We start from the raw sequence: 22996 nt of genomic DNA, 5'->3' as shown, positions 1-22996 counted from the left end.
ACAAACAGTTCTAAAACCAATATCTGATTGGTTTTGAGCTGCCTTCCGGCTAAAAAATCCTTTCTATGGCGCAACGGTTTTTTCTGGCAGGTGCAATATTGGTTTTTTTTGCGAACTGCCAAACTCCCAGGGCGATAATTTCCACCGCTATGACAAAAAATTCCGATGTATTCCTGGATTCGCTGCTGAAAACGAATGCCACGCGCCTGGGCCCTGTCATGGCCGATCCGGCGGAATACCGCCTCCAGGTCATCTACACCCGCATCGACCGCAATGCCCGCAACCGCCCGGTTTTTACCGACTTCACTTATCGCCTTTCCCCTGAAACCTACTTTTACCCGGCTTCCACCGTCAAAATGCCCGCCGCTTTCCTCGCTCTCGAAAAAATGAACCGGCTCGGGCTGGACAAACACACCGTCATGCATACCGACAGTCTGTCAGCCATTACTACGGCCGTTACGGCAGACAGCAGCGCGGCCAACCTGCAGCCTTCCGTAGCGCATTATATTAAAAAAATATTCCTCGTCAGCGACAACGACGCATTTAACCGGCTCTACGAATTTCTCGGCCAGGAAGATTTTAACCGCGCGTTGTGGAACAAGGGCTATCCTTCCGCCCAAATCCGCCACCGGCTCAGCATCGCACTGCCACCGGAAGCCAACCGCCTCACCAACGCCATCCGTTTCACCAAAAACGGCGAAACCGTTTATTTCCAGCCCGAACAGCACAGCCGGCTGCAGTTCCAGCCCCGGCACGATTCCGTGGGAAAGCAGCATTACGAAGGCGATAAACTCGTCAACGCCCCGTTCAACTTCTCCGAAAAGAACCGGATCGTGCTGGCGGACCTTCATCAGATCCTCCGCAGCGTAATTTTTCCGGAAAGTGTAACATCTGCGCAGCGGTTTCGTTTAACTGGGGAAGATTACCGGTTTTTATACCGGTGCATGTCTCAACTGCCAACGGAAACCGACCGGCCGGCCTACGACACCGCTGAATTTCACCGCAACTATGTGAAATACCTGCTGGGCGGGGCCGATGCAAAAACCGAGCTGCCGCCGGGGCTCAGAATATTCAACAAACCGGGATGGGCATATGGCTTTTTAACGGATGTGGCTTATTTTGCAGACTTTGCCAACGGCGTGGAATTTATGTTGTCAGCCACCGTGTACGTCAATAAAGACGGGATCATCGGGGACGATACCTACGACTTTGAATCGACCGGCCAGCCTTTCCTGAAAGAGCTCGGCCAGCTGATCTACGAAACGGAACTGAAACGCGAAAGAAAATACAAACCGGACCTTCAGCGTTATAGAATGACGTACGGGACCGAAAAACAACCTTGATCAACATTCATATACAAGTCTTAAATCATAAAATGAAAGAGCGCATGGTAACTAAAAAGAGCCGTTTATGGGCACTGGCCGCAGTGGCAGTAGCAATTACCGGTTTTTCCTCCTGTCTGAAAAACAGCGATCCCACCCCTCCCGAACCGCAGACGCTGATCGCGTTCGTGAACGGCGTGGCAAGCCCCACGTACGGACTGGACATTTTCCAGGAAGGTCAGAAGATCACCCCCACCCCCATCGCGTTCGGCGAAGCCGTGGGAGCACGTTTCAAACCGGACAGGTACAAATTCGATTTCAAAAAAGGCGGTGTGGACAGCCTGCTGAACACGCTTACCGCCACTTATGATACTTCGGCGTACAACACGGTAGTGGTATACGGCGAGCAATCCACCGGCATTGAAGTACATCGTATCCTCGAGAACTTCGAGAATATTTCCAGGACAAAAACCAACGTGCGTTTTTACAACCTGATGTCCGGCCCCGACGGTGTGGACGTATTCATCGGCGCCAATAAAATATTCGCGTCCCGTTATTATGCCGACTTTGTAGGCGGGGGATATTCCCAGTTCGAAGCGGTAGACGCCGGCAACACCACCGTTACGGTAAAAGATGCCGCGGGCACCCAGATCGCCACCAAAGGCGATGCAGCGCTCACGGCAGTTGGCGGGGCTTACAACATCTACCTCATGGGGCAGAAAGATTCCACCGGCGTTACCAAACCCGTGATCAAAGTAATCACCTATCAATAAAGATACGCTCCGGTTTAAAACAGGAAAGGCCCCGGCATTGCCCGGGGCTTTTTCATTTTTTTGCAGTAGGTTTGCCGCGGTCAACCCAAAAAAATAACGCCTATGCAATTAGCCGAAAGATTAACACGGATATCCGTGCCGCAAACCATCAGAATGGCAAAGCTCAGCCGCGAACTGAAAGCCCGGGGAATTGATATCGTCGATCTCAGCATCGGCGAACCGGACTTCGATACGCCGCAGCACATCCGCGAAGCCGCCAAAAAAGCCATCGACGAAGGATATACGCATTACACGCCGGTGGCGGGTTATGCTGATCTCAAACAAGCCGTGGCGCATAAACTGCAGCGCGACAATTCGCTGGAATACACGCCAGAACAGATCGTGGTGAGCACCGGGGCCAAACAAAGCATCGCCAACGCGGTGCTCAGCATCGTGAACCCTGGAGACGAAGTGATCATCCCCACCCCTTACTGGGTAACGTATTCAGAGCTGGTGAAACTTTGCCAGGGCGTCGTGAAATTTGTGCCCTGCGGCATCGAAGACGATTACAAGATCACGCCCGAAAGGCTGGAAGCCGCCATCACGCCCAAAACCAGGCTGTTTATGTTCTCCTCACCCTGCAACCCCACCGGTTCCGTGTATTCGCACGAAGAACTGAAAGGCCTGGCGGAAGTGTTCGAAAAACACCCGGAGATCTTCATCATTTCCGACGAGATCTACGAATATATCAATTACGTGGCGCCTCACAGCAGCATCGCCGGCTTCGGCACGCTGAAAGACCGCACCGTGATCATCAACGGGCTCAGTAAAGGTTTTGCCATGACCGGCTGGCGCCTCGGTTACCTGGCCGCGCCGCTGGAGATCGCCAAAGCCTGCGACATGGTGCAGAGCCAGTTCACTTCCGCCACCTGTTCCATCACGCAGCGCTGCGCCATCACGGCCCTGCGCGGCCCGCTGGACACGGCGAAGGAAATGGTGGCCGCTTTCCGTGAAAGACGCGCATTCATCTTCAAAGCGCTCGGCGACATCCCCGGGCTGAAAGTGAACGAGCCGGACGGCGCGTTTTACATGTTTCCCAACGTAAGCCACTTCTTCGGCAAATCGTTTGAAGACGTAACGGTGAAAGATGCGGACGATCTCTGCATGTACCTGCTGCATAAAGCAAACGTGACCGTGGTATCCGGCAAGGCTTTCGAGCAGCCGCAATGCATCCGCATTTCGTACGCCACGGGCATGGACCGCATACAGGAAGGCATGAAAAGAATGAAGGAATGGCTGGGCAAACTGAAATAACAAACCAGCCTGAAAGATAGACGGATGGCGCCTTTTGGGGCGCCATTAGTTTTTCAGGGTATCGGTGTATTCTTTATAACGCTGTTTTACGTACACACCGAGGTCATAAGCCGTAACGCCCATTAAGAAACCCGCATTGGGCCTGGTTTTCTCGATAAACGCCTCCAGGCTGTCGCCCTTCAGCGGAATGAAGCGGCCCACCAGGTAAGCATTATACATCCTGTCCACGGCGCGTTCTTCCAGCTTCGCCGTGATCCGCCGCCGGAAAGCCTCGTCCCTGGCCTTTTTCTTAAAATCGAATACAGATGCGATAGCGGCGACGTTCAGCGATACGCCGGGGAGATGATGCGTTTTACCCTCTTTCTCATAGGTGATCCCTTTTTGTTCCTCAAAGGGAAGAACCAGGTTGAGTTTCGGCTGCATCAGCTTTTTCAGCATCGCCGAATCTTCCGCCAGGCCGCGGTGGCGCACGTTGAACTCCTTCAGCTGGTAAACGCGCATGGGCACGCTGTCTTTACGCAGGGAATCTTTAAACTGCGTGATGTACCGGGGATAGGGAAACGTGTCCCGTTTGGGGAGCTGCTGCGCCGAAGCGGCGGAGCACCATACGGACGCGCTCATCAGGGCAAGAAACCTTGGATTCATGCACTGAAACTATACGATAACGTTCAAAAGAAACGTTAAAAGCGGCCGTCGGACTGTGAGGAAAAAGTTAAAAGTTGCCGGTGGAGGCTCAGCACCTGCGGGATCACCATCTGCTGTTCGTCGTTGTAAATAATGTAATCGGCCAGCTTGAGCTTGATGGCTTCGTCCAGCTGCTTGTGCATGCGCGCCAGCACGGCATTGCGGTCTACCCCGTCGCGTTTCATCACCCGCTGGATGCGCAGGGCCTGCGGCGCGGATACCACGATCACTTTGTCTACATGATGGAACGATTCGGTTTCGTACATAAGGGCGGCTTCCTTGAGCACGTAGGGACTGCTTTGCTGGCGGGCCCATGCTTCGGAATCGCGGATGGTGGCGGGATGTACGAGGGAGTTGAGCAGCTCCAGCTGCTCTTTGTCGGCAAACACGATATTGGAGATATGTTTGCGGTTGAGCGATCCGTCGTCAAAATAGGCGGCGTCGCCAAAATGTTCCCTGATCTGGGTTACGAGCAGGGGGTCCTTCACCATGATCTCCTTGGCCGCATCGTCCGCCGAATACACGGGAATGCCCAGCAGGGAAAAAATCTTCGCAACGGTTGTTTTACCCGAACCGATTCCTCCTGTAATGCCTATGATCTGCATATTCCGGCAAAATATAAAAAAAAGAGAGAAGGGAACGCCTCCTCTCTTTCATATTCTTAAATCTTAACGATTATTTGGTCTCAGCGGCTTTGTTGAGTGCGGCGGTATATTCCATGCTCACGGCAGAACGCTCGACGGTAAAGAAAGTACCGGGGCTCACTTCGATCTGCAGGGTGTTGTTGTCGTTGATCTTTTTCACTTTACCATGAATACCCGCGATGGTCACCACTTTATCTCCTTCCCTCAGGTTATCGATGAATTGTTTCTGTGCTTTTGCTTTTTTGGTCTGCGGGCGGATCATAAAGAGCCACATTACGAGGATCATACCGCCGAAAAACAGCAGGGTGCTCGCGCTGAAGCCGCCGCCGCCCTGGCCACCGGCCGGGGGCGTCATCAGGAATACGTTTAATAAATTGTACATCGTATGTTGTTTATTGATTTGAAGCTGGTAAAATTACTATTTCTTTGCCACGATCACGCATTGGATTTTCGGGCCGTTGATCATGGCCGGATTGGTATTGGCCTGGATATACAGTTCTTTTTCGGTATATCCTTCCGGGCGGCCCTTGCTGTCGAACTTCACTTTCATGAACCCGCTTTCTCCCGGTTTCAGCGGCTCTTTCGGCCATTCCGGCACGGTGCAGCCGCAGCTGGCTTCTGCCTTGGTGATCAGCAGGTCGCGGTTGCCGGTATTGGTGAATTTGAATGAATATTCCACCACTTCGCCTTCCGTTACATTGCCAAAGTTATGGCTTTCCTTTTCAAAAGTCATCACCGGCCAGGTGCCTTTCGAGGTGTCTGCCGCGTCGGTGGGCCGGGAAACGTTGTTCCCGGAAGGCCCGCCGCAGGCGGTAACCGCCATGGCAGCGGCCAAAAAAAGGTACAAGATCGGTCGCATATACAAATAGTCTTATTTCTTGTTTCTGTCCGTTTTTTCCACCAGGTTCGCCTGCACCAGGTCTTTGAGGATATTATCGAGGATGCCGTTGACGAACTGCCCGCTTTGCGGCGTGCTGTAGGCTTTGGCCAGGTCGATATATTCGTTGATGGACACTTTCGTGGGAATGGTGGGAAAATAAAGGAACTCGCACACGCCCATTTCCATCAGCAGCATATCTACCGCCGCGATGCGCTCAGGGTCCCAGTTCTGGAGCTTCGGTTTGATCAGCTCCATGCAATAATCCTTTTTATTGATCACGGTAGTGAGCAGGTCGCGCGCGTACTCGAGCTTTTCGCGGCTGATAAGCTGCAGGAAGTTGAACAGCTGTGGCTTTGAAAGGTAGTTGCCTACCAGGATGCCCATCATGTCTTCATCGTCGCCCCAATGCAGGAAGCTGTCTTCCATATGCTGGCGGAACAGTTCGTTTTTTTCGAGGATGTGCCTATAGATATATTCGACGATGTGTTTCTCGGAAGCTTTGTCTCTCGAGGGCTCCGCGATATAGGTCTTGTAGGTTTCCGATTCCGCCAGCTGGTTGTAGAGCCTGCGGATAAGGTCCTGGTCTTCGAACTTCCGGAGCTTCCAGGTATCGAGATTTACCTGGAACCCTTTGTCTTGCAGCACCTGGAACACGAAGTCGTTCCCGGCGATCTTGGTATTGACGGCGAGGTCTTCGGCGCTGGGCAGGTGTTTGCCGGCCCTGGCCTGGGCGTCCGTCTCCGCATACTGGGCCACGCGGGCCAGCGTGTACAGTATATAAGTGAATATCTGGCAGGTCTGGTCCAGCTTTTCGTTAAGCAAACCCGTTGCAGTTCCCGGTTTCACGGTTTCCTGCTCCATGGTATCCATGGCATACAGCGTTTGCATTACTTTTACCCGTATGTTTCTTCTACTGATCATTGTACGCTTAGGAAAATGGCCGCAAATCTACTGTTTTACAGGGACTTTTTAAAAAATACTTCCCGGGGCGGCATGGCGGGGAGGCTTCAAACTGCCACTGGAAGGGGGCGTGACAGGTAAAAAATGAAAAAATGGCATTTCTTGACAGTCCCGTTCCGATTTGCTTATCTTTGCTTCCTGCAAATTTGGCTCATGGCCTGGTTGGCACAATCTTCGTGAAAGGAAAAACCATCAAATTTCACAAATCTCATCTTTTTAAAAATAGAATCACAATGGCTAAAAATTTAAGTATTAAACCTCTGGCAGACAGGGTGATCGTAAAACCCGCAGCAGCTGAAGAAAAAACCGCAGGCGGCATCATCATCCCCGATACCGCTAAAGAAAAACCGCAGCGTGGTACGGTAGTAGCAGCCGGCCCCGGTAAAAAAGATGAACCCGTGAGCGTGAAAGTAGGCGATACCGTGCTGTACGGCAAATACTCCGGTACAGAGATCAGCCTGGAAGGCGACGATTACCTGATCATGCGCGAATCAGACATCCTGGCCGTTATCTAATCGTAACGCCGGCATCATTATTACTTAAACACGACCAAAGAAAATAGTACAACTATGGCAAAACAGATCTTCTTCAATACAGACGCCCGCAACAAAATGAAAAAAGGCGTTGACACCCTGGCTAACGCAGTGAAAGTGACCCTGGGCCCCAAAGGCCGCAACGTGGTGATCGAAAAGAAATTCGGCGCCCCCGGCGTAACCAAAGACGGTGTTACCGTAGCGAAAGAAATTGAGCTGGAAGACCCCATCGAGAACATGGGCGCGCAAATGGTGAAAGAAGTAGCGTCCAAAACCGCCGATATCGCGGGCGACGGTACCACCACCGCTACTGTGCTGGCGCAGTCCATTATCGGCGAAGGCCTTAAAAACGTGGCCGCGGGCGCAAATCCCATGGACCTGAAACGCGGTATCGACAAAGCCGTTAAAGCGGTTGTCGAGAACCTGAAAAGCCAGTCCGAAAAAGTAGGCAGCGACAATAAAAAGATCGAACAGGTAGCCGCAATTTCTGCCAACAACGACGCGGAAATCGGCAAACTGATCGCCGAAGCCATGCAGAAAGTGACCAAAGACGGCGTTATCACCGTTGAAGAAGCGAAAGGCACCGAAACCACCGTGGAAGTAGTGGAAGGCATGCAGTTCGACCGTGGCTACCTCTCCCCTTACTTTATTACCAACAGCGAAAAAATGCAGGCCGAGCTGCAGAGCCCCTACATCCTGATCTACGACAAAAAGATCAGCACCATGAAGGACATCCTGCACATCCTGGAAAAAGTAGCCCAGCAGGGCGCTCCCCTCGTGATCATTTCTGAAGACCTGGAAGGCGAAGCACTGGCCACCCTCGTGGTGAACAAACTGCGCGGCACCCTGAAAGTGGCTGCTGTAAAAGCTCCCGGCTTCGGCGACCGCAGGAAGGAAATGCTGCAGGACATCGCTACCCTCACCGCAGGCGTGGTAATCTCCGAAGAGCAGGGTTACAAACTGGAAAACGCCGACCTGACCTACCTGGGCCGCGCTGAATCCGTAACCATCGACAAAGACAATACCACCGTTGTAGGCGGTAAAGGCGATAAAGAAGCCATCCAGGGCCGTATCAACCAGATCAAATCACAGATCGAAGTGACGACTTCTGATTACGACCGTGAAAAACTGCAGGAACGCCTCGCCAAACTGAGCGGCGGTGTAGCCGTACTGTACGTTGGCGCCGCCACCGAAGTGGAAATGAAAGAGAAAAAAGACCGTGTGGACGACGCCCTGCACGCTACCCGCGCTGCCGTTGAAGAAGGCATCGTAGCAGGCGGCGGTGTTGCGTTCATCCGCGCCATCGAATCGCTGGACAAACTGAAAGGCGAGAACGAAGACGAGCAGACCGGTATCGCGATCGTTAAACGCGCGATCGAAGAGCCGCTGCGCCAGATCACCGAAAACGCAGGCATCGAAGGTTCCATCGTGGTACAGAAAGTGAAGGAAGGCAAAGCCGACTTCGGTTTCAACGCCCGCACCGAAACTTACGAGAAAATGCTCGCAGCCGGTGTAATCGACCCAACCAAAGTATCCCGCATCGCACTGGAAAACGCCGCATCCATCGCTGGTATGCTGCTCACCACCGAATGCGTGATCGCTGATAAACCCGAGCCTAAATCCGCTGCTCCCGCAATGCCGGGCGGCCACGGTATGGGCATGGATTATTAATCCTCCCGGGAATAAAATTTCCAAAGTCCCGCCCCGGTATTCCGCGGCGGGATTTTTTTATTGTAACTTTCCCGCCATCCCCGCCGTTTAACGGGTGTGATTTTTGAAAAAAAGCTAAATTCAGGCATGTTGTACCGTCGTATTCTGACTTTTTTCCTGCTTACGGTCCAGATAACGCTGCTGGTTTCCTGCTCCAAGGAAACACCCAGCCTCGAATCAGCGCTGGATGCCGTGTACAGGGATACGGACGTTATCAGGAACTACCTGGTTTCCACCCGGCAGGATTCCGGCGTGCAGTACCACCCCAGCGGGGTAGTGTACAAGATCATGGACAAAGGCAATGAAAAAGACACCATTCACCTCAACCAGGTGCCGGTGGTTACCTTTACCCGCCGCATCCTGGGCAACCCGAGGATCGTAGAGCAAAGCCCGCTGCCCACTTCGTTCGACAACCGGCAGCTGAAAGACCATATCGCAGGCTGGCAGATCGGCCTGCAGCTGATCACCAAAGGAGGCCGCATTATTTTATACATCCCGTCGCGGCTGGCATTCGGCGAAATCGGGGTGCCAGGCACCATTCCCCCCAACGCCATCCTCGAATGCGATGTCAGCCTTATCAATATCAAATAACAGCAACACTATATGATGAAGAGAAACATCCTTGGCCTTGTGAGCCTTCTGGCGATTGCACTGATCTTTGCCTGCAACAAAAAAGACGACCCGCAACCACCGTACGATTACGACAAACAGGCCGCCATCGACGAGCAGAAGATCAAAGATTATATCGCGGCCAATAATCTCACCGGTTATGTGCGCGATACCACCGGCGTTTATTTTAAAGTGCTGGTAAACGGCCAGGGCGGCGATACCATCAAGCTCACCGACCGTTTTAACATCGATTATAAAGGGTTCCTGCTGAACGGCACCCGCTTCGATTCCGCCAGGGCGGTGACCTTCGGCGATATGCGCCTGGGCCAGCCCGGTTTGATCGAAGGTTTTAAAGTAGGCCCGATGAAAACGACCAAAGGCGGCACCGTACGGTATTTTATCCCTTCCGTGCTGGGCTACCGCGACCAGGACAAGGGCTCCATCCCCCCCAACTCCGTGCTGATCTTCGAAGTAAAGCTGAATAATTATTATTACTGATTCAGTTTGAATTTTTTATACAAAATGCCTGTTGTTCACCGCAACAGGCATTTTATATTACCGGGAAAATGTACTACATTTAAGAAGACCAGAATCGAGAAAATCGCTGTAATTATTCCCGCGTATCGCATGCACAATGAAACGAGATACCGCCCCGATTGTAAGGACCCGTTGGAACTGCATTTCATGCAGATATTCCGCAGGCACGAAGGCCGGCTGTATGCCCTGGCCCTCAAACTCACCAAATCCGACGCTTACGCCCAGGACGTGATCCAGGATGTGTTCATCAAACTCTGGGAACACAAGGAAGATTTCGGGCAGATCCGCAACATGGAAGCCTGGCTGTACCGGCTCACCGAGAACCGCGTGATCGATTTCCTGCGCAAAGCCGCCGCAGACGAGCGCCTCCGCGAATCCATCTGGAACGCCATGCCCGTCAACCCCGATGCTACCGCCGCCGTCGTGGAAGCCCGCGAATACCATCACATTCTCCGGAAAGCGATAGACCGCCTTCCGCCCCAAAGAAAGCTCATTTATTGCCTCAACCGCGAGCAGGGGCTCAACTACCGGGAGATCGCCGAAGAGCTCAAAATATCGCGCCATACGGTCAAAAACCAGCTGTCTACCGCCCTGCAGGCCATCCGCAACTTCGTGGCCAAAACCGCGGGGCCGCTTACCTTCCTTTGCCCATTCTTCTTCTGAGCCCCTTCCAAAAAAAAATTCAGATTTTTTTTCAAACCCGATAGGAACATTTTCCCGCTGCTTCGTCTTCCCGGTATAAGTACACCATTACAACCACCCCGCGATGGAAGAACGGATACAATATTTATTCAGGAGATACCGGGACAACACGTGCACGCCGCAGGAGTACGAAGAATTTTTCGCCCTTCTCCGGCAAGGCTCGCACGACGAGGACGTGCGCGAGCTGATCCGCCAGGTTTACGAGGCCGAGGCCGCCAATACGCCCGCGGAAACCTACGTGAACGGGCACGGCCAGCTGGTGGCGCCTTTCCGACGCAACCGCGCCATATTGCGCAAAGCGCTGGCCATGGCCGCCATATTCGTAGCCGCCGTGGCCGCCGCGCTCTGGCTGATGCCCGAACGCAAGCGCGGCCCGATCGTAAACATGGCCCGCCAGCATACCGCCCGCAGCGAATACAAACACCTGCGCCTGCCGGACGGCTCGGAGGTCTGGCTCAACGCTGCCAGCACGCTCGAATTTCCGCAGCAATTCAGCGAAAGCAAAAGGGAAGTGTACCTCACCGGCGAAGCCTACTTCGACGTGGAGCACGCGGAACAGCAGCCTTTTATTATCCATACCGGCAAAATATCCACCACCGTATTGGGCACGGCTTTCAACATCAAAGCTTATCCGGGGCGTAAAAACGTGGTGGTGAGCGTGAGCCAGGGTAAAGTGAGCGTGGATTACGGGGAAAACAGTCCCACTACCCTCACCAAAGGCCAGCAGCTGAAAGTAGACCTCGGCCGCCTGGCCCCCGCCGGCAAAAAAACGCTGATCGCCGAGGCGGCGCCATGGAAACAGGGAGACCTGCAATACGACGGCGAAACGCTGGCGGATATTATTGCAGACCTGGAACGGGTATACGACGTAAAAATATCGATCACGCAGGAAGAGTTGCGGAAAGTGCCGGTGAGCACTTCGTTCAAGCGGGACATCGGGGTGGAACAGGCCCTGCAGGTGCTGTGCAGGCTGACCGATACCAAACTGACATTAACAGAAGGAATTTATACGATCCATTAACCAAAATCGAAGTCAATGAACCATCCATGCATTCTTGCATCCGGCTGATTGTTACAAAAAGCAGAGAGCCGCTCCAATTGCGACCTGGCAGCGGCTCCTGTTTGCAGTTGAATAATCCCTTTTCATGAATTATTAAACTTACCAAAGCTATGAATTTGTATGTAGAAAAAAGCAATTTCATTGCTCCGCTATGCAATGAAAAAAAGCGGCCGGCGCCCATCTTCCGGCGGCTTTCATTCAAAAGGTGTATTATGAGGATTTCCATTCTGGCAATATTGCTCACAATCAATGGCTTATTGATGGCCGCCAGCGGTAGCGGGCAGGACCTGAGCAAGATCACCGTGTCTATCGACCTGCGGAACGCATCGCTTAAACAGGCGTTCAAAAAGATCGAATCGCTGGCCGACTGCTCCTTTACCTACAGAACACAGGACGTTGCAGGTTACAACAATATCACTTACCGCGCTACAGACATCCCCGTCAACCGCCTGCTCGACGAGCTGCTGCGCACCACAGACCTGCGTTACGAGCAGGTAAACGCCAATATCGTCATTAAAAAAGGCGCCGTTCCCCTCACCGCCGGTCTTGCCCCGGCCGGTGTGGCGGCGGCTACCTTTGAAGGCGGCATCCGCGGCGTTGTGCGCGACCCTTCGGGCAACCCGGTGCCTTACGCTACCGTGCAGATCGTAGGCTCCACCAAAGGCGCCGTGGCAGACGACCAGGGCCGTTTCGCCATTGTAGGCGTGGAAGCCGGCGCTTACAAGCTGCGGGTTACCGCCATGGGGTACGAAGCCCAAACCCTCGACGTGACCGTGGTCAACAACCAGACCGTGACCGCCGATTTCAACCTCCAATTGGGCGATACCGACCTGTCTGAAGTAGTGGTAACGGCGCTCGGCATCACGCGCAACCAGCGGTCGCTCGGCTACGCCACGCAAGGCGTGAAAGGTGAAAACCTCACTTACGCCAAAGACCAGAACGTGCTCGGCGCGCTGGCCGGCAAAGTGGCGGGCGTGCAGGTGGTAGGCGCTTCCGGCGCCAGCATGGGCGGTACGCAGAAGATCAAGATCCGCGGCGTGAATTCCATTTCCGGGTCGGACCAGCCGCTGATCGTGGTAGACGGCACGCCCATTTCCAACGCCAACTTCGCCAACAGCGACCGTGCGGACTACGGCAACCTTGCGCAGGACATCAACCCCGAAGACATTGCAGACATCAATGTGCTGAAAGGGCCCGCCGCATCGGCGCTTTACGGCATCCGCGGGCAATACGGCGTGATCATGATCACCACCAAAAAAGGGCAGCGCGGCGCGAAAAAAGTGAACGTGCAGCTCAACAGCGCGTTCTCGGTTGAAAAAGCCGCCAACTTCATGAAACTGCAAAATCTCTACGGCGCCGGTTCGAAACAAACCTGGAACACGCTGGCCAACGGCCAGAAAGTAGTGCAGATGGACTGGGACGAAAGCTGGGGGCCCAAAATGGACGGCACGCCCGTGCGCCAGGTGAACAGTTTTTATCCCCTCGATCCCGATTACGGCAAAGAAACGCCCTTTGTGCCGCACCCTACCAACATCGAGGATTTTTATGAGACGGGCACCACTTTCAACAACGGCATCAACGTATCCGGCGGCAGCGAAAACGCCACGTTCCGCCTGAGCTACAACAATACCAACGTTCGCGGCATAGAGCCCAACAGCTGGCTGAAAAGGAACAATCTCGGCGTAAGCGCCTCGCTCGATCTCACCAGCAAACTGCAGGTATCCACCAATATCAACTACGCGAACAACAGCGCCCAGCGCCCGTCTCAGGGCTCCGAATGGGGCGCGCGTTACATCGTGCAATGGTTCCAGCGCAACATCGACATGAAAAAGATGCGCAATTACAAATACGCGGACGGCACTAACCTGCACTGGAATATCGACCCGCCCGCCAACGGCAGCGACGGCGTGATCACCGACTTTGAACCGCTTTATTGGGACAATCCTTATTTCGACGCCTTCGAAAACACCAGCAACGACAACCGCGACCGTTTCTTCGGCGACGTGGGCCTCACCTACAACCTGCTGCCAGGCCTCAAGCTGAGCGGTTTTGTGCGCGGCGACGTGTATACGCAGAACATCGAAACGAGGATCGCATTCGGCAGCAGAAGGGTGCCGGAATACACCGTGGGCAAGTACCAGAACAAAGAAATGAACTACGAGTTCCTTGCGCAGTACAACAAAACGGTGAACGACTTCTCCTTCAACGTGAACCTCGGCGGCAACATCTTCAACCGCAGGTACACTTATGTATACGGCGCAACGGCCGGCGGTCTTTCCAGCCCGGGCTACTACAGCCTCGAAGCGTCGATAGACCGGCCCGAGGCCAGCTCCTACCTGCTGCGGAAAACGATCCGCAGCGCATACGGCATGGCATCCGTGGGTTATAAGAACCTGCTGTTCCTGGAAGCGTCGCTGCGCAACGACAACTCTTCGACCCTCAACCGCAGCAACAACTCTTACTGGTATCCCTCCGTATCTACCAGCTTCGTATTCAGCGACGTGCTGAAATGGAAGCCGCTGAGCTACGGCAAACTGCGCCTCAGCTACGCACAGGCGGGCGCCGACGTTTCAGTATATGAAACTTCGGTCAACTACGGCGTGGGCGGCATTTACAGGCCGCCATCCGGCACCGCGGTGAACTCGCTGTACGTGCTAGACAACCTGGTAAACCAGAACATCAAACCTTCGTTCGCCCATTCTTACGAAGCAGGTTTAGACCTGAAGTTCCTCGACAACAGGCTGGGACTGGATTTTACATACTACATGCAAAAGAACAAAAACCAGATCATTCCCCTCGCGCTGTCCGGCACAAGCGGTTACAGCACCACCACCATCAATGCGGGGCTGATCGAGAACAAGGGATTTGAAGTGGCGATAACGGCCACGCCCGTACGTACGAAGAACTTCAGCTGGAACACCGCCTTCAACATCAGCAGGAACAAAAGCATGGTGGTGGAACTGGCGCCCAACCAGAACGTGTATCCCCTGTATTCTTCCACTTATTCCGGCGTAACCGCTTACCTCAACGCCTATGTGGGCAAACCTTTCGGCAGCCTCATCGGCAAGGCGTACCAGCGCGATTCCGCCACCGGCACCATTTTGCTGGGAGCGAACAATATGCCGCTGTATACCGAGGCCACGCATAACTTCGGCTCCGTAATGCCCGACGCCACCGGCGGATGGCAGAATACCTTCACCATCGGCAATTTCGACCTCAGCGCGATGATCGATTACCAGGTGGGCGGCATGTTCTTCAGCCGTTCGCGCATGCTGGCCGTTAAAACCGGCATGGCGGAAGAAACCGCGGCCATCAACGAAAACGGCAAAAACGTGCGCGACCCGCTGGCAGACGGCGGCGGCGTGAAAGTAACCGGTATGAAAGCATCCACCAAAGAAATGGTGACGGCATATGTGGACGCGCGCCAGTATTACCGTACTGTGCTGGGCACCCATGTTTACGAGGAATGGCTGTACGAAAGCGACTATATCAAACTGCGGGAACTGAGGCTGGGATATACTTTCAGCAAGGCGAACCTTTCGAAGCTGCCGTTCAGCAGCATCAACGTGGCGCTGATCGCGCGCAACCCCTGGATGATCTGGCAGAAAGCGCCGAAAGGTCTCGACCCTACCGAGCTTTCCAGCGGCAGCCAAAGCATCAGCTGGCTGGAATCCGGCCAGGCTAACACGGTGCGTTCTTACGGAGTAAACCTTATCGTCAACTTTTAAAGCCACACCCACATGAAAAGCAAATATCTCTTGACAGGAATCGTTTTCATCTTCGGGGCTTGCAACAAATTTGGCGACATCAACGTCAATCCCAACCTGCCCAGCCAGGCTTCCAATACGCAGCTGATCGCCAATGCGGAGCTATACCTGCCGGTATTGCAGGAATCCCCGCAGGGCGAATACAACGCGCAATACCTTTCCGAAACGCAATACCCTAACCTTTCGTTATACAACCAGGTTTCAGCGAGCTTCTACGGTATTTACCAGGGCCCGCTGATGAACCTGGAAACCGTGATCAATTCCAAACAGCTCGACGCAAAAGAAGGCCCCATCGCCAACCAGCTGGCCGTCGCGAAGATCCTGAAAGCATATTATTTTTGGCATATTACAGACCGCTGGGGCGATGTGCCGTATTCGGAAGCGCTCAAGGGCTCCGAAAAGTTCACCCCGGTGTACGACACGCAGGAATCCATCTACAACAACCTGTTCGCCCTGCTGGACGAAGCGGATAAATCCATCGTGGACGGCGACATTACCAACGACGTGCTGTACGACGGCGATATGGACCGGTGGAAAAAACTGGGCAACACGATCCGTTTGCTGATGGCGCTGCGCATCTCGGAAGTAAATGCCACCAAAGGCAGGGAAGAGTTCAACAAAGCGCTGACTAATGGCATCATGACCGAAAACGACGACAACATGGTGTTCAAACACCTGCCCGAAGAAGCCAATGAAAGTTACTGGTACGACCAGATCGAAGACCAGAACCGTTTATGGTGGGCGCTCAGCGAACTGCTGGTGAGCAAAATGAAACCGGTGAACGATCCGCGCCTGCCCGTATACGGCGACCCGAACAACGACGGCGAATATGCCGGGCTTCCCTTCGGCGCGCTCGACGGCCTGAGCACCACCGAATTTTCGTTGCTGGGCGAAGAGATCCGCCGGCAGGATGCATCGGTGTACCTCGTTACCTACGCACAGGCGCTTTTCGCGCGGGCGGAAGCCGCCAAACGCGGCTGGACCGGCGGCGGAGACGCCGCGGCGGCGGACTTTTATGAACAAGCCATCGAACATTCGGTTCGCCAGTGGAATAAAAACGATACCACCGGTTACGGCGTCATGATGGCCGCACCCGGCATGGCCTACAACGCCGCCACCGGCTACGAGCAGATCGGCGTGCAGCGCTGGGTACACCTGTTCATGCACGGCTACGAAGCCTGGGCCGAATGGAGAAGAACAGGCTACCCCACCTTCGTGAAACCGCAGGGCAAAGATGCGCCCAGCCGCCAGGGTTACCCGCCGGACGAAGTGTTCAACAACGGCAAAAATTACAACGACGCCGTTACCCGCCAGTTTGCAGGAGCCGGAGACGGCCTCTACGGCAAATTGTGGTGGAACAAATAAGTCTTTCTCTATCTGTCAACATATGCGCGTTACTGCTTGCGGTAGCGCGTATTTTTTTGCGCTGAACGGTCGTGCCCGCAAATCCCTTAACTTTGAAGATTAAACACGTTTATTGTGCCACACGAGTGTATCTCAGTATTTGATATTTTCAAGATCGGCGTAGGCCCCAGCAGCTCGCATACATTAGGCCCCTGGCGCGCCGCCATGCGTTTCATCGGGGAACTGGAGGCAACCGGCAAACTCGCTTCCGTGCAACAGCTCAGCATATTGCTTTACGGCTCGCTTGCCAAAACAGGGCATGGCCACGGAACGGACATCGCCATCCAGCTCGGGCTTTCGGGCGAAGACCCCGTTACCTGCGATGTGAACGACATCGACGCTAAAGTGGAAAAGATCCGGCGCGACAAACAACTTCACCTGCACGGGCAATTCACGATCGGTTTCGACCCGCTTACCGATATTCAATTCCTTTACGACGAATCGCTTCCTTTCCATCCTAACGCGCTTACTTTTTTGGTAACGCTGCAGGATGGCGAACAGCTGGCGTCTACCTGGTATTCCATCGGCGGGGGATTTGTGGTGAAGGAAGGAGAAATTGCGGGCGGCGGGAAAAACAACGTAGACCTGCCTTTCCCGGTGGATACGGCGCGGCAGCTGCTGCAGTGGTGCATCAAAACGGGTTATTCCATTTCCGAACTGGTGATGGAAAATGAAACGGCCTGGCGCAGCGAAGCCGACACCAAAGCGGGCGTGCTGCGGATATGGGAAGTAATGCGCGACTGCATTTACCGCGGCTGCCATACCACCGGCGAGCTGCCCGGCGGGCTGAAAGTTGGGCGCAGGGCCGCGGCGCTCAATCTCAAATTATTAAAAGGAAGAACTTATACCGATTATAACAGCTGGGTGGAAGCCATCCGCGCGGGCGGGGAACATTTTTCGTACACGCTGGACTGGGTAAGCTGTTTTGCGCTGGCCGTGAATGAAGAGAACGCCTCTTTCGGCCGGGTGGTAACGGCGCCAACCAATGGCGCCGCAGGTGTGATACCCGCCGTGCTGCAGTATTTCATTACCTTCTGCGACGGGCTGCATACGGAAAAGATCATCCAGTTCGTGCTCACCGCTTCGGAAGTGGGCAGCATCTTCAAAAAACGCGCGACCATTTCGGCGGCCATGGGCGGATGCCAGGCGGAGATCGGCGTATCGAGCGCCATGGCGGCGGCGGCCCTCACGGAATGTATGGGCGGCAGCCAGCGCCAGGTGCTGATGGCGGCCGAAATAGCCATGGAGCATCATCTCGGCCTAACCTGCGACCCTATCGGCGGCCTCGTGCAGGTGCCCTGCATCGAAAGGAACACGATGGGCGCCATCAAAGCCATTACGGCCTCGCAGCTGGCGCTCCAAAGCAACCCCGAGCTGGCGAAGGTTTCGCTGGACGCGGTGGTGAAAACCATGTGGGAAACCGCGCAGGACATGAACTCGAAATACAAGGAAACGTCCGATGGCGGCCTGGCGGTGAACATCCCGATCAGCCTGCCGGAATGTTAGGCGTTTCAGCAATATCATTCAAGGCGTTCCGCTACCACGGAACGCTTTTTTTATTTAACCGAAGGTTTTCACTTACAAATAATAAATTCCTATTATATTTGTAATTCTAAAACCCATTCGATGATGCCATCCAGTCAGGAACTGTTGTTTATCGTAATTATTGCCGGCGCGGTAGTGCTTGTTATCTGGACCCTGAAAGACACGCTGAAAAAAGGCGAAAAGAAAGAAAAAGAGGAAAAGGAAAAAGAGCTGAAAGCCGCTGCAGGTAAAACCGAAGGCGGCGGAGTGATATTGCCGCTGCAACTGCAGGCTTACGAGCGCATCGTGCTGTTCGTGGAGCGCATTGCACCACAAAACCTGATCAGCCGTGTGAACCAGCCGGGCTTTACCGTGCTGGACATGCAGATCGCCATGGTATCGAGCATCAAATCGGAATACGACCACAACGTTTCGCAGCAGATATATGTAACGGCGCAGGCCTGGGAAGCCGTAAAAACCGTGAAGGAACAAACCATTTCCATCATCAACCAGATCGGGCTGAAACTACCGCCGGACGCGCCTTCCATCGAGCTTAACAAACAGATCCTGGAACTGTTCATGCTGCAGCCCGAATCACCGTCGGATATTGCGATAGAGATCATCAATTCCGAAGCGCGCAAGCTGATGCAACATTAAAGACATTAACGAAGCGACCATGAGGGTCTCTTCTTTTTATAGGTTTTTCTTTTTGATCATTTCATTCAGCAGGTAACTTCTGCCGTTAAAACGTATATACAGGGGCGTGCTCGCATACCAGGGCCGCCCTTCTTCTTTTTCATGCACCTGTATGTGAAGGTGCGGCTCGGAGCTGAAGCCGGAATTACCCACGCAGCCCAGCGGCTGGCCCATTTTTACCACATCCCCTTCCCCCACCATTACGCTGCCTTTTTTGAGATGGCCCATAAACACGGTGTAATGTTCACCTTCGATCACCACCATGTTCGTATTCTTCGGGCCGCGTTCCATATTGGGAGGAATATTGTCGGGATTGTCGCCATACGCGCGCACCACTTTGCCGGCACAGGGGCTGTAAATGGTGTCGCCGAAAATGGCATAGTCTTCCAGGTTGCGGGAAAACACGGTGTTGGCGCGGTTGCCGTAATCGTTCAGCTTTACGATATCCATCGCGTAAATGGCGCCGCGCAGGCTGAAATGGAAAATATTGGTGGGTAGTCCTTTTCCGCCCTGCAGCACGAAATAACGGCCTTTTTTAAGCGGGAAGTCGAGCTCTACCGTCCTGGGTTTCCCCGTTGTGCCGGTGAAGTATAAAACCACCGCAACGCACAGCCAAACGGCGAAAAAGAATTTAAGCCAGATGGGCCGGGACCGGAGGGTTTGTTTCCGCCGGATAAAAAACCAGCCGGTGCTGAGCAGGAACAGGATGCCGAAAACATATTTGAGATAGATGCTGAGGAACACCCACATGCCGTACAGGTAGATGAACAAAGCCAGGAAAACCGAGAGCACGGCCGTAAACACCAGGTCTGCAAGAGGTTTCCGGGACGCGCGGTACATCAGGAAAATACTGAGCGCTGCCAATCCGATCGTAAGCGCCAATAACAAATAAGTGATCATAGCCGGGCAACAAAATTTACCGCAATTTATCGTTTTTAAAGTAACATTGTAAATATGGAAAAGAAGATCAGGACGGATTCGGGGATTGAAATACAACCGTTGTACGCCACTCCCCTGCCGATGAACGAAATGCCCGGCGAATTTCCCTTTACCAGGGGCATACATGCTTCGATGTACCGGGATAAGCTGTGGACCATGCGGCAATACGCGGGCTTCAGCACCGCGGAGGCGTCCAACAAACGTTACCATTACCTGCTCAGCCAGGGCGTAAGCGGCCTCAGCGTGGCCTTCGACCTGCCCACGCAGATCGGTTACGATTCCGATCACGCGATGGCGGAAGGGGAAGTGGGGAAAGTAGGCGTGGCGATCGATTCGCTGGAAGACATGGAAGTATTGTTCGACGGCATCGAACTGGAAAAGGTGTCTACCTCCATGACCATCAACGCCACCGCTTTTATCCTGCTGGCGTTGTACATCGCCCTCGCCAAAAAACAGGGCGCCGATCTGCAGAAGATCTCCGGCACTATTCAAAACGACATTCTGAAGGAATACGCCGCGCGCGGCACTTTCATTTATCCCCCGCAGCCTTCCATGCGGCTCATCACCGATATTTTCGATTATTGCAGCCGTGAAGTGCCCAAATGGAACACCATTTCCATCAGCGGCTACCACATCCGCGAAGCGGGCGCAAACGCAGTACAGGAGCTGGCTTTTACGCTTTCCAACGGCAAAGCCTATCTGAAATCCGCGCTGGCCGTGGGGTTAGATATCAATGTGTTCGCCAAACGCCTCAGTTTTTTCTTCAACGCGCACAACCATCTTTTTGAAGAAGTGGCCAAATTCCGCGCGGCGCGCAATATGTGGGCGCACATCACCAAAGAGCTGGGCGCCACCGACCCGAAAGCGCAGATGCTGCGTTTCCATACACAAACCGGCGGCAGCACGCTTACGGCGCAGCAGCCGCAGAACAACATCGTGCGCGTGGCCGTGCAAACGCTCGCCGCCACGCTTGGCGGTACGCAAAGCCTGCATACCAACGGTTTCGACGAAGCCATTTCCCTTCCCACGGAAGCGGCTGCACGCATTGCGCTGCGCACGCAGCAGATCATCGGCTACGAAAGCGGGATTGCAGACACGGTAGACCCGCTGGCCGGCTCCTATTACGTGGAAGCGCTCACCAAAGAAGTGGAGACCCGCGCCTGGGAACTGATCGAAAAGATAGACGCGATGGGCGGGTCCGTGAGCGCGATAGAGCAGGGTTTCATCCAAGACGAGATCGCCCGCAGCGCTTACCAGTACCAGAAGGAGATCGAAAACGGCGAAAAGATCATCGTGGGCGTGAATAAATTCACCGTGAAGGAAGAGCCCGATACCGAAGTGTTCCGAATAGACGACAGCATCCGCAAGGAGCAGTCCGACAAACTGCATCGCCTCCGCAGCCGCAGAAACAACGAAAAGGTAACGGCGCTGCTGTCGGCCATCGCGGCCCGCGCCCAAACCTCCGAAAACCTGATGCCCCTGGTGGTGGAAGCCGTTGAAAATTACTGCACCCTCGGCGAGATCGCAGACTGCCTGCGGAACGTATGGGGAGAGTACAGGGGGATTTAAATTGATTATCTTGCAGCCAGCTTTATGATCACCATGAGTAGTATCCATTACCAGCAATGCCCGGTTTGCGGATCGGCGAAGATTTCCAAAGCGCTTACCGCAAAAGACTATACCGTATCGAAAGAAAACTTCGACATCTGGGAATGCGCCGCCTGCACGGGCCGCTTCACACAGGATGTTCCCCCGATCGAAGAGATCGGCCGGTATTACCGTTCGGAAGAATACATTTCACATACCGAAACCCGCGAAGGGATCATCAACCGCATGTATCACAGCGTGCGCAAGATCACCATGCGCTCCAAACAGAACTGGGTGAAAACCGCCGCAGGCGTAAAAACCGGCAAGCTGCTCGACATCGGCAGCGGCACCGGCGCTTTTCTTCACCATATGAAACAGCTCGGCTGGGATGTAACCGGGTTGGAACCGGATTCCGGCGCAAGAGAAAACGCCCAAACCCTCTACCAGCTCGATACACAAAGCATGGAAGCGCTTTTCAGCCTGGCACCGGCACAGTTCGACTGCATCACCATGTGGCATGTGCTGGAGCATGTGCACGACCTGCACGGTTACCTGCAACAATTGCGTACATTGCTGAAACCCGGCGGCGCGCTGCTGATCGCCGTGCCGAATTATACATCCACCGATGCGCGCATCTATGGCGGCGAATGGGCCGCGTACGACGTTCCGCGCCATCTTTACCACTTCTCTCCCCGCTGCATGGACATCCTGTTGCAACGCCACGAACTGAAGATCGTGCAGAAATATCCCATGGTGTTCGACGCGTTTTACGTAAGCCTGCTCAGCGAAAAAAACAGCAAAGGCGGCAACGGTCTTGCAGCCGGCGGCTGGAACGGCCTCCGCTCTTACTGGAAAGCATGGCGGCATGTGGACAAATGCAGCTCCATCGTGTATGAAATAAAACCGCTGTAAAATTTTACCTATGACCGAGGAAAAATTGCACGAGCACGCGCTGTATGCAGTAGAAGCAGGCAAAGGGAAAAAATTTTCCGACATCCCCGCATTGCTTGCCCGCAAAGGGTTACAGCCCTGGGAAGTAGAGGAGGTAATGGAATTGCTCGCATACGACAACGCCCGCCGCAACCTGTTCAATGCAAGACAATACCTGCTGTATTCCGGGCTGGCGGTTTTAGTGCTGGTGCTGTACAATGTGCTGATGTTCCGCCTCGCGGAAGGCACCGGCAAACCCTGGTGGGAAATAGCGCTCAAGATCGCCGGCAGCTCAGGGGTAATGTGGTTTTGTTACGCCACCGTACTGACCGCGTTCACTTTTACGCTGGTATTGTTCTTCAAACGCATGCGGGCCCTTTCCGCCCTGAAAAAATAATGGAACGCGACAGGCTTCAATATTACGCTGATTACGCGCTCGCAT

22 protein-coding genes are annotated in these 22996 nt (G+C 54.0%); 16 read left to right on the top strand and 6 right to left on the bottom strand.

The genetic code is table 11. The features are described 5' to 3' along the window. Positions 1–149: 149 nt before the first annotated feature. From J7I43_RS04365 to J7I43_RS04355, 3 genes are all read left to right on the top strand, one after another. A complete protein-coding gene (locus J7I43_RS04365) occupies positions 150–1343 on the top strand; it encodes a serine hydrolase (RefSeq protein ID WP_209143627.1) in 1194 nt (397 codons plus the stop codon). Positions 1344–1387: 44 nt separating this feature from the next. Further along, positions 1388–2095, top strand: a complete 708-nt coding sequence (locus J7I43_RS04360; protein WP_209143625.1) for a DUF4397 domain-containing protein — start codon at positions 1388–1390, stop codon at positions 2093–2095. A 102-nt stretch (positions 2096–2197) separates the two neighbouring features. Continuing rightward, complete coding sequence (locus J7I43_RS04355; RefSeq protein ID WP_209143623.1) at positions 2198–3388, top strand: pyridoxal phosphate-dependent aminotransferase; 1191 nt, start codon at positions 2198–2200, stop codon at positions 3386–3388. A 45-nt stretch (positions 3389–3433) separates the two neighbouring features. Here the strand turns inward: J7I43_RS04355 and J7I43_RS04350 are convergent, their stop codons facing one another. From J7I43_RS04350 to nusB, 5 genes are all read right to left on the bottom strand, one after another. Further along, positions 3434–4033: a hypothetical protein gene (locus J7I43_RS04350; protein ID WP_209143621.1), complete on the bottom strand. Its 600-nt coding sequence runs from the start codon at positions 4031–4033 to the stop codon at positions 3434–3436. 35 nt (positions 4034–4068) lie between these two features. Next, positions 4069–4677 (bottom strand): dephospho-CoA kinase, encoded by a 609-nt coding sequence (coaE, locus tag J7I43_RS04345; protein WP_209143619.1) that lies wholly within the window; start codon positions 4675–4677, stop codon positions 4069–4071. Positions 4678–4747: 70 nt separating this feature from the next. After that, the gene (gene yajC, locus J7I43_RS04340) at positions 4748–5098 is read right to left on the bottom strand and encodes a preprotein translocase subunit YajC (RefSeq protein WP_209143617.1); all 351 of its coding nucleotides are present in this window, start codon (positions 5096–5098) and stop codon (positions 4748–4750) included. 36 nt (positions 5099–5134) lie between these two features. After that, entirely contained in the window at positions 5135–5575 is a 441-nt protein-coding gene (locus J7I43_RS04335) for a DUF1573 domain-containing protein (protein ID WP_209143615.1), read from the bottom strand. Between the two features lie 12 nt (positions 5576–5587). Further along, on the bottom strand, positions 5588–6517 hold the full coding sequence (gene nusB, locus J7I43_RS04330) for a transcription antitermination factor NusB (RefSeq protein WP_209143613.1): 930 nt from the start codon (positions 6515–6517) through the stop codon (positions 5588–5590). A gap of 272 nt (positions 6518–6789) precedes the next feature. On the opposite strand from nusB, the gene J7I43_RS04325 reads away from it, so the two are divergent. From J7I43_RS04325 to J7I43_RS04280, 10 genes are all read left to right on the top strand, one after another. Beyond that, complete coding sequence (locus tag J7I43_RS04325) at positions 6790–7071, top strand: co-chaperone GroES (RefSeq protein ID WP_120516114.1); 282 nt, start codon at positions 6790–6792, stop codon at positions 7069–7071. A gap of 54 nt (positions 7072–7125) precedes the next feature. Beyond that, a complete protein-coding gene (groL, locus tag J7I43_RS04320) occupies positions 7126–8760 on the top strand; it encodes a chaperonin GroEL (protein WP_209143611.1) in 1635 nt (544 codons plus the stop codon). A gap of 126 nt (positions 8761–8886) precedes the next feature. Continuing rightward, positions 8887–9390 carry an FKBP-type peptidyl-prolyl cis-trans isomerase gene (locus J7I43_RS04315; RefSeq protein WP_209143609.1) on the top strand — a complete coding sequence of 168 codons (504 nt, stop codon included), beginning with the start codon at positions 8887–8889 and terminating at the stop codon, positions 9388–9390. Positions 9391–9402: 12 nt separating this feature from the next. Then, positions 9403–9906: an FKBP-type peptidyl-prolyl cis-trans isomerase gene (locus tag J7I43_RS04310; protein ID WP_209143607.1), complete on the top strand. Its 504-nt coding sequence runs from the start codon at positions 9403–9405 to the stop codon at positions 9904–9906. Between the two features lie 129 nt (positions 9907–10035). After that, complete coding sequence (locus tag J7I43_RS04305) at positions 10036–10608, top strand: RNA polymerase sigma factor (RefSeq protein WP_209143605.1); 573 nt, start codon at positions 10036–10038, stop codon at positions 10606–10608. Positions 10609–10711: 103 nt separating this feature from the next. Next, complete coding sequence (locus tag J7I43_RS04300) at positions 10712–11668, top strand: FecR family protein (protein WP_209143603.1); 957 nt, start codon at positions 10712–10714, stop codon at positions 11666–11668. Between the two features lie 251 nt (positions 11669–11919). Next, on the top strand, positions 11920–15435 hold the full coding sequence (locus J7I43_RS04295; RefSeq protein ID WP_209143601.1) for a SusC/RagA family TonB-linked outer membrane protein: 3516 nt from the start codon (positions 11920–11922) through the stop codon (positions 15433–15435). A gap of 30 nt (positions 15436–15465) precedes the next feature. Then, positions 15466–16839, top strand: coding sequence for a SusD/RagB family nutrient-binding outer membrane lipoprotein (locus tag J7I43_RS04290; protein WP_209143599.1), 1374 nt, complete (start codon positions 15466–15468; stop codon positions 16837–16839). Positions 16840–16953: 114 nt separating this feature from the next. After that, positions 16954–18384 carry an L-serine ammonia-lyase gene (locus tag J7I43_RS04285; RefSeq protein ID WP_317197057.1) on the top strand — a complete coding sequence of 477 codons (1431 nt, stop codon included), beginning with the start codon at positions 16954–16956 and terminating at the stop codon, positions 18382–18384. A gap of 120 nt (positions 18385–18504) precedes the next feature. Then, positions 18505–19059: a DUF7935 family protein gene (locus J7I43_RS04280; RefSeq protein ID WP_209143597.1), complete on the top strand. Its 555-nt coding sequence runs from the start codon at positions 18505–18507 to the stop codon at positions 19057–19059. Between the two features lie 36 nt (positions 19060–19095). On the opposite strand, the gene J7I43_RS04275 is transcribed toward J7I43_RS04280, so the two are convergent. After that, positions 19096–19998: a M23 family metallopeptidase gene (locus tag J7I43_RS04275; RefSeq protein ID WP_209143595.1), complete on the bottom strand. Its 903-nt coding sequence runs from the start codon at positions 19996–19998 to the stop codon at positions 19096–19098. Positions 19999–20052: 54 nt separating this feature from the next. On the opposite strand from J7I43_RS04275, the gene J7I43_RS04270 reads away from it, so the two are divergent. From J7I43_RS04270 to J7I43_RS04260, 3 genes are read left to right on the top strand one after another with little or no spacing between them, the layout of a single operon-like run. Further along, complete coding sequence (locus J7I43_RS04270) at positions 20053–21606, top strand: acyl-CoA mutase large subunit family protein (protein WP_209143593.1); 1554 nt, start codon at positions 20053–20055, stop codon at positions 21604–21606. A 33-nt stretch (positions 21607–21639) separates the two neighbouring features. Then, positions 21640–22536 (top strand): class I SAM-dependent methyltransferase, encoded by an 897-nt coding sequence (locus tag J7I43_RS04265; protein ID WP_209143591.1) that lies wholly within the window; start codon positions 21640–21642, stop codon positions 22534–22536. A 10-nt stretch (positions 22537–22546) separates the two neighbouring features. Then, positions 22547–22951 (top strand): hypothetical protein, encoded by a 405-nt coding sequence (locus J7I43_RS04260; RefSeq protein ID WP_209143589.1) that lies wholly within the window; start codon positions 22547–22549, stop codon positions 22949–22951. Positions 22952–22996 lie beyond the last annotated feature (45 nt).

Origin of the sequence: Chitinophaga chungangae (assembly GCF_017742215.1) — a bacterium.
In the GTDB taxonomy this organism is placed as follows: domain Bacteria; phylum Bacteroidota; class Bacteroidia; order Chitinophagales; family Chitinophagaceae; genus Chitinophaga; species Chitinophaga chungangae.
The sequence above is the reverse complement of the archived record's forward strand: the minus strand, read 5'-3'. Positions and strand labels throughout refer to the sequence as shown.

Bases quoted from the DNA above. Each gene is read 5' to 3' on its own strand.
- J7I43_RS04365 (WP_209143627.1), top strand. From the start codon at position 150: ATGACAAAAAATTCCGATGTATTCCTGGATTCGCTGCTGAAAACGAAT.
- J7I43_RS04310 (WP_209143607.1), top strand. From the start codon at position 9,403: ATGATGAAGAGAAACATCCTTGGCCTTGTGAGCCTTCTGGCGATTGCA.
- J7I43_RS04265 (WP_209143591.1), top strand. From the start codon at position 21,640: ATGAGTAGTATCCATTACCAGCAATGCCCGGTTTGCGGATCGGCGAAG.
- J7I43_RS04350 (WP_209143621.1), bottom strand. From the start codon at position 4,033: ATGAATCCAAGGTTTCTTGCCCTGATGAGCGCGTCCGTATGGTGCTCC.
- nusB (WP_209143613.1), bottom strand. From the start codon at position 6,517: ATGATCAGTAGAAGAAACATACGGGTAAAAGTAATGCAAACGCTGTAT.
- yajC (WP_209143617.1), bottom strand. From the start codon at position 5,098: ATGTACAATTTATTAAACGTATTCCTGATGACGCCCCCGGCCGGTGGC.
- groL (WP_209143611.1), top strand. From the start codon at position 7,126: ATGGCAAAACAGATCTTCTTCAATACAGACGCCCGCAACAAAATGAAA.
- J7I43_RS04270 (WP_209143593.1), top strand. From the start codon at position 20,053: ATGGAAAAGAAGATCAGGACGGATTCGGGGATTGAAATACAACCGTTG.
- J7I43_RS04335 (WP_209143615.1), bottom strand. From the start codon at position 5,575: ATGCGACCGATCTTGTACCTTTTTTTGGCCGCTGCCATGGCGGTTACC.
- J7I43_RS04295 (WP_209143601.1), top strand. From the start codon at position 11,920: ATGAGGATTTCCATTCTGGCAATATTGCTCACAATCAATGGCTTATTG.
- J7I43_RS04260 (WP_209143589.1), top strand. From the start codon at position 22,547: ATGACCGAGGAAAAATTGCACGAGCACGCGCTGTATGCAGTAGAAGCA.
- J7I43_RS04275 (WP_209143595.1), bottom strand. From the start codon at position 19,998: ATGATCACTTATTTGTTATTGGCGCTTACGATCGGATTGGCAGCGCTC.
- J7I43_RS04280 (WP_209143597.1), top strand. From the start codon at position 18,505: ATGATGCCATCCAGTCAGGAACTGTTGTTTATCGTAATTATTGCCGGC.
- J7I43_RS04305 (WP_209143605.1), top strand. From the start codon at position 10,036: ATGCACAATGAAACGAGATACCGCCCCGATTGTAAGGACCCGTTGGAA.
- J7I43_RS04300 (WP_209143603.1), top strand. From the start codon at position 10,712: ATGGAAGAACGGATACAATATTTATTCAGGAGATACCGGGACAACACG.
- J7I43_RS04325 (WP_120516114.1), top strand. From the start codon at position 6,790: ATGGCTAAAAATTTAAGTATTAAACCTCTGGCAGACAGGGTGATCGTA.
- J7I43_RS04360 (WP_209143625.1), top strand. From the start codon at position 1,388: ATGGTAACTAAAAAGAGCCGTTTATGGGCACTGGCCGCAGTGGCAGTA.
- J7I43_RS04315 (WP_209143609.1), top strand. From the start codon at position 8,887: ATGTTGTACCGTCGTATTCTGACTTTTTTCCTGCTTACGGTCCAGATA.
- J7I43_RS04355 (WP_209143623.1), top strand. From the start codon at position 2,198: ATGCAATTAGCCGAAAGATTAACACGGATATCCGTGCCGCAAACCATC.
- coaE (WP_209143619.1), bottom strand. From the start codon at position 4,677: ATGCAGATCATAGGCATTACAGGAGGAATCGGTTCGGGTAAAACAACC.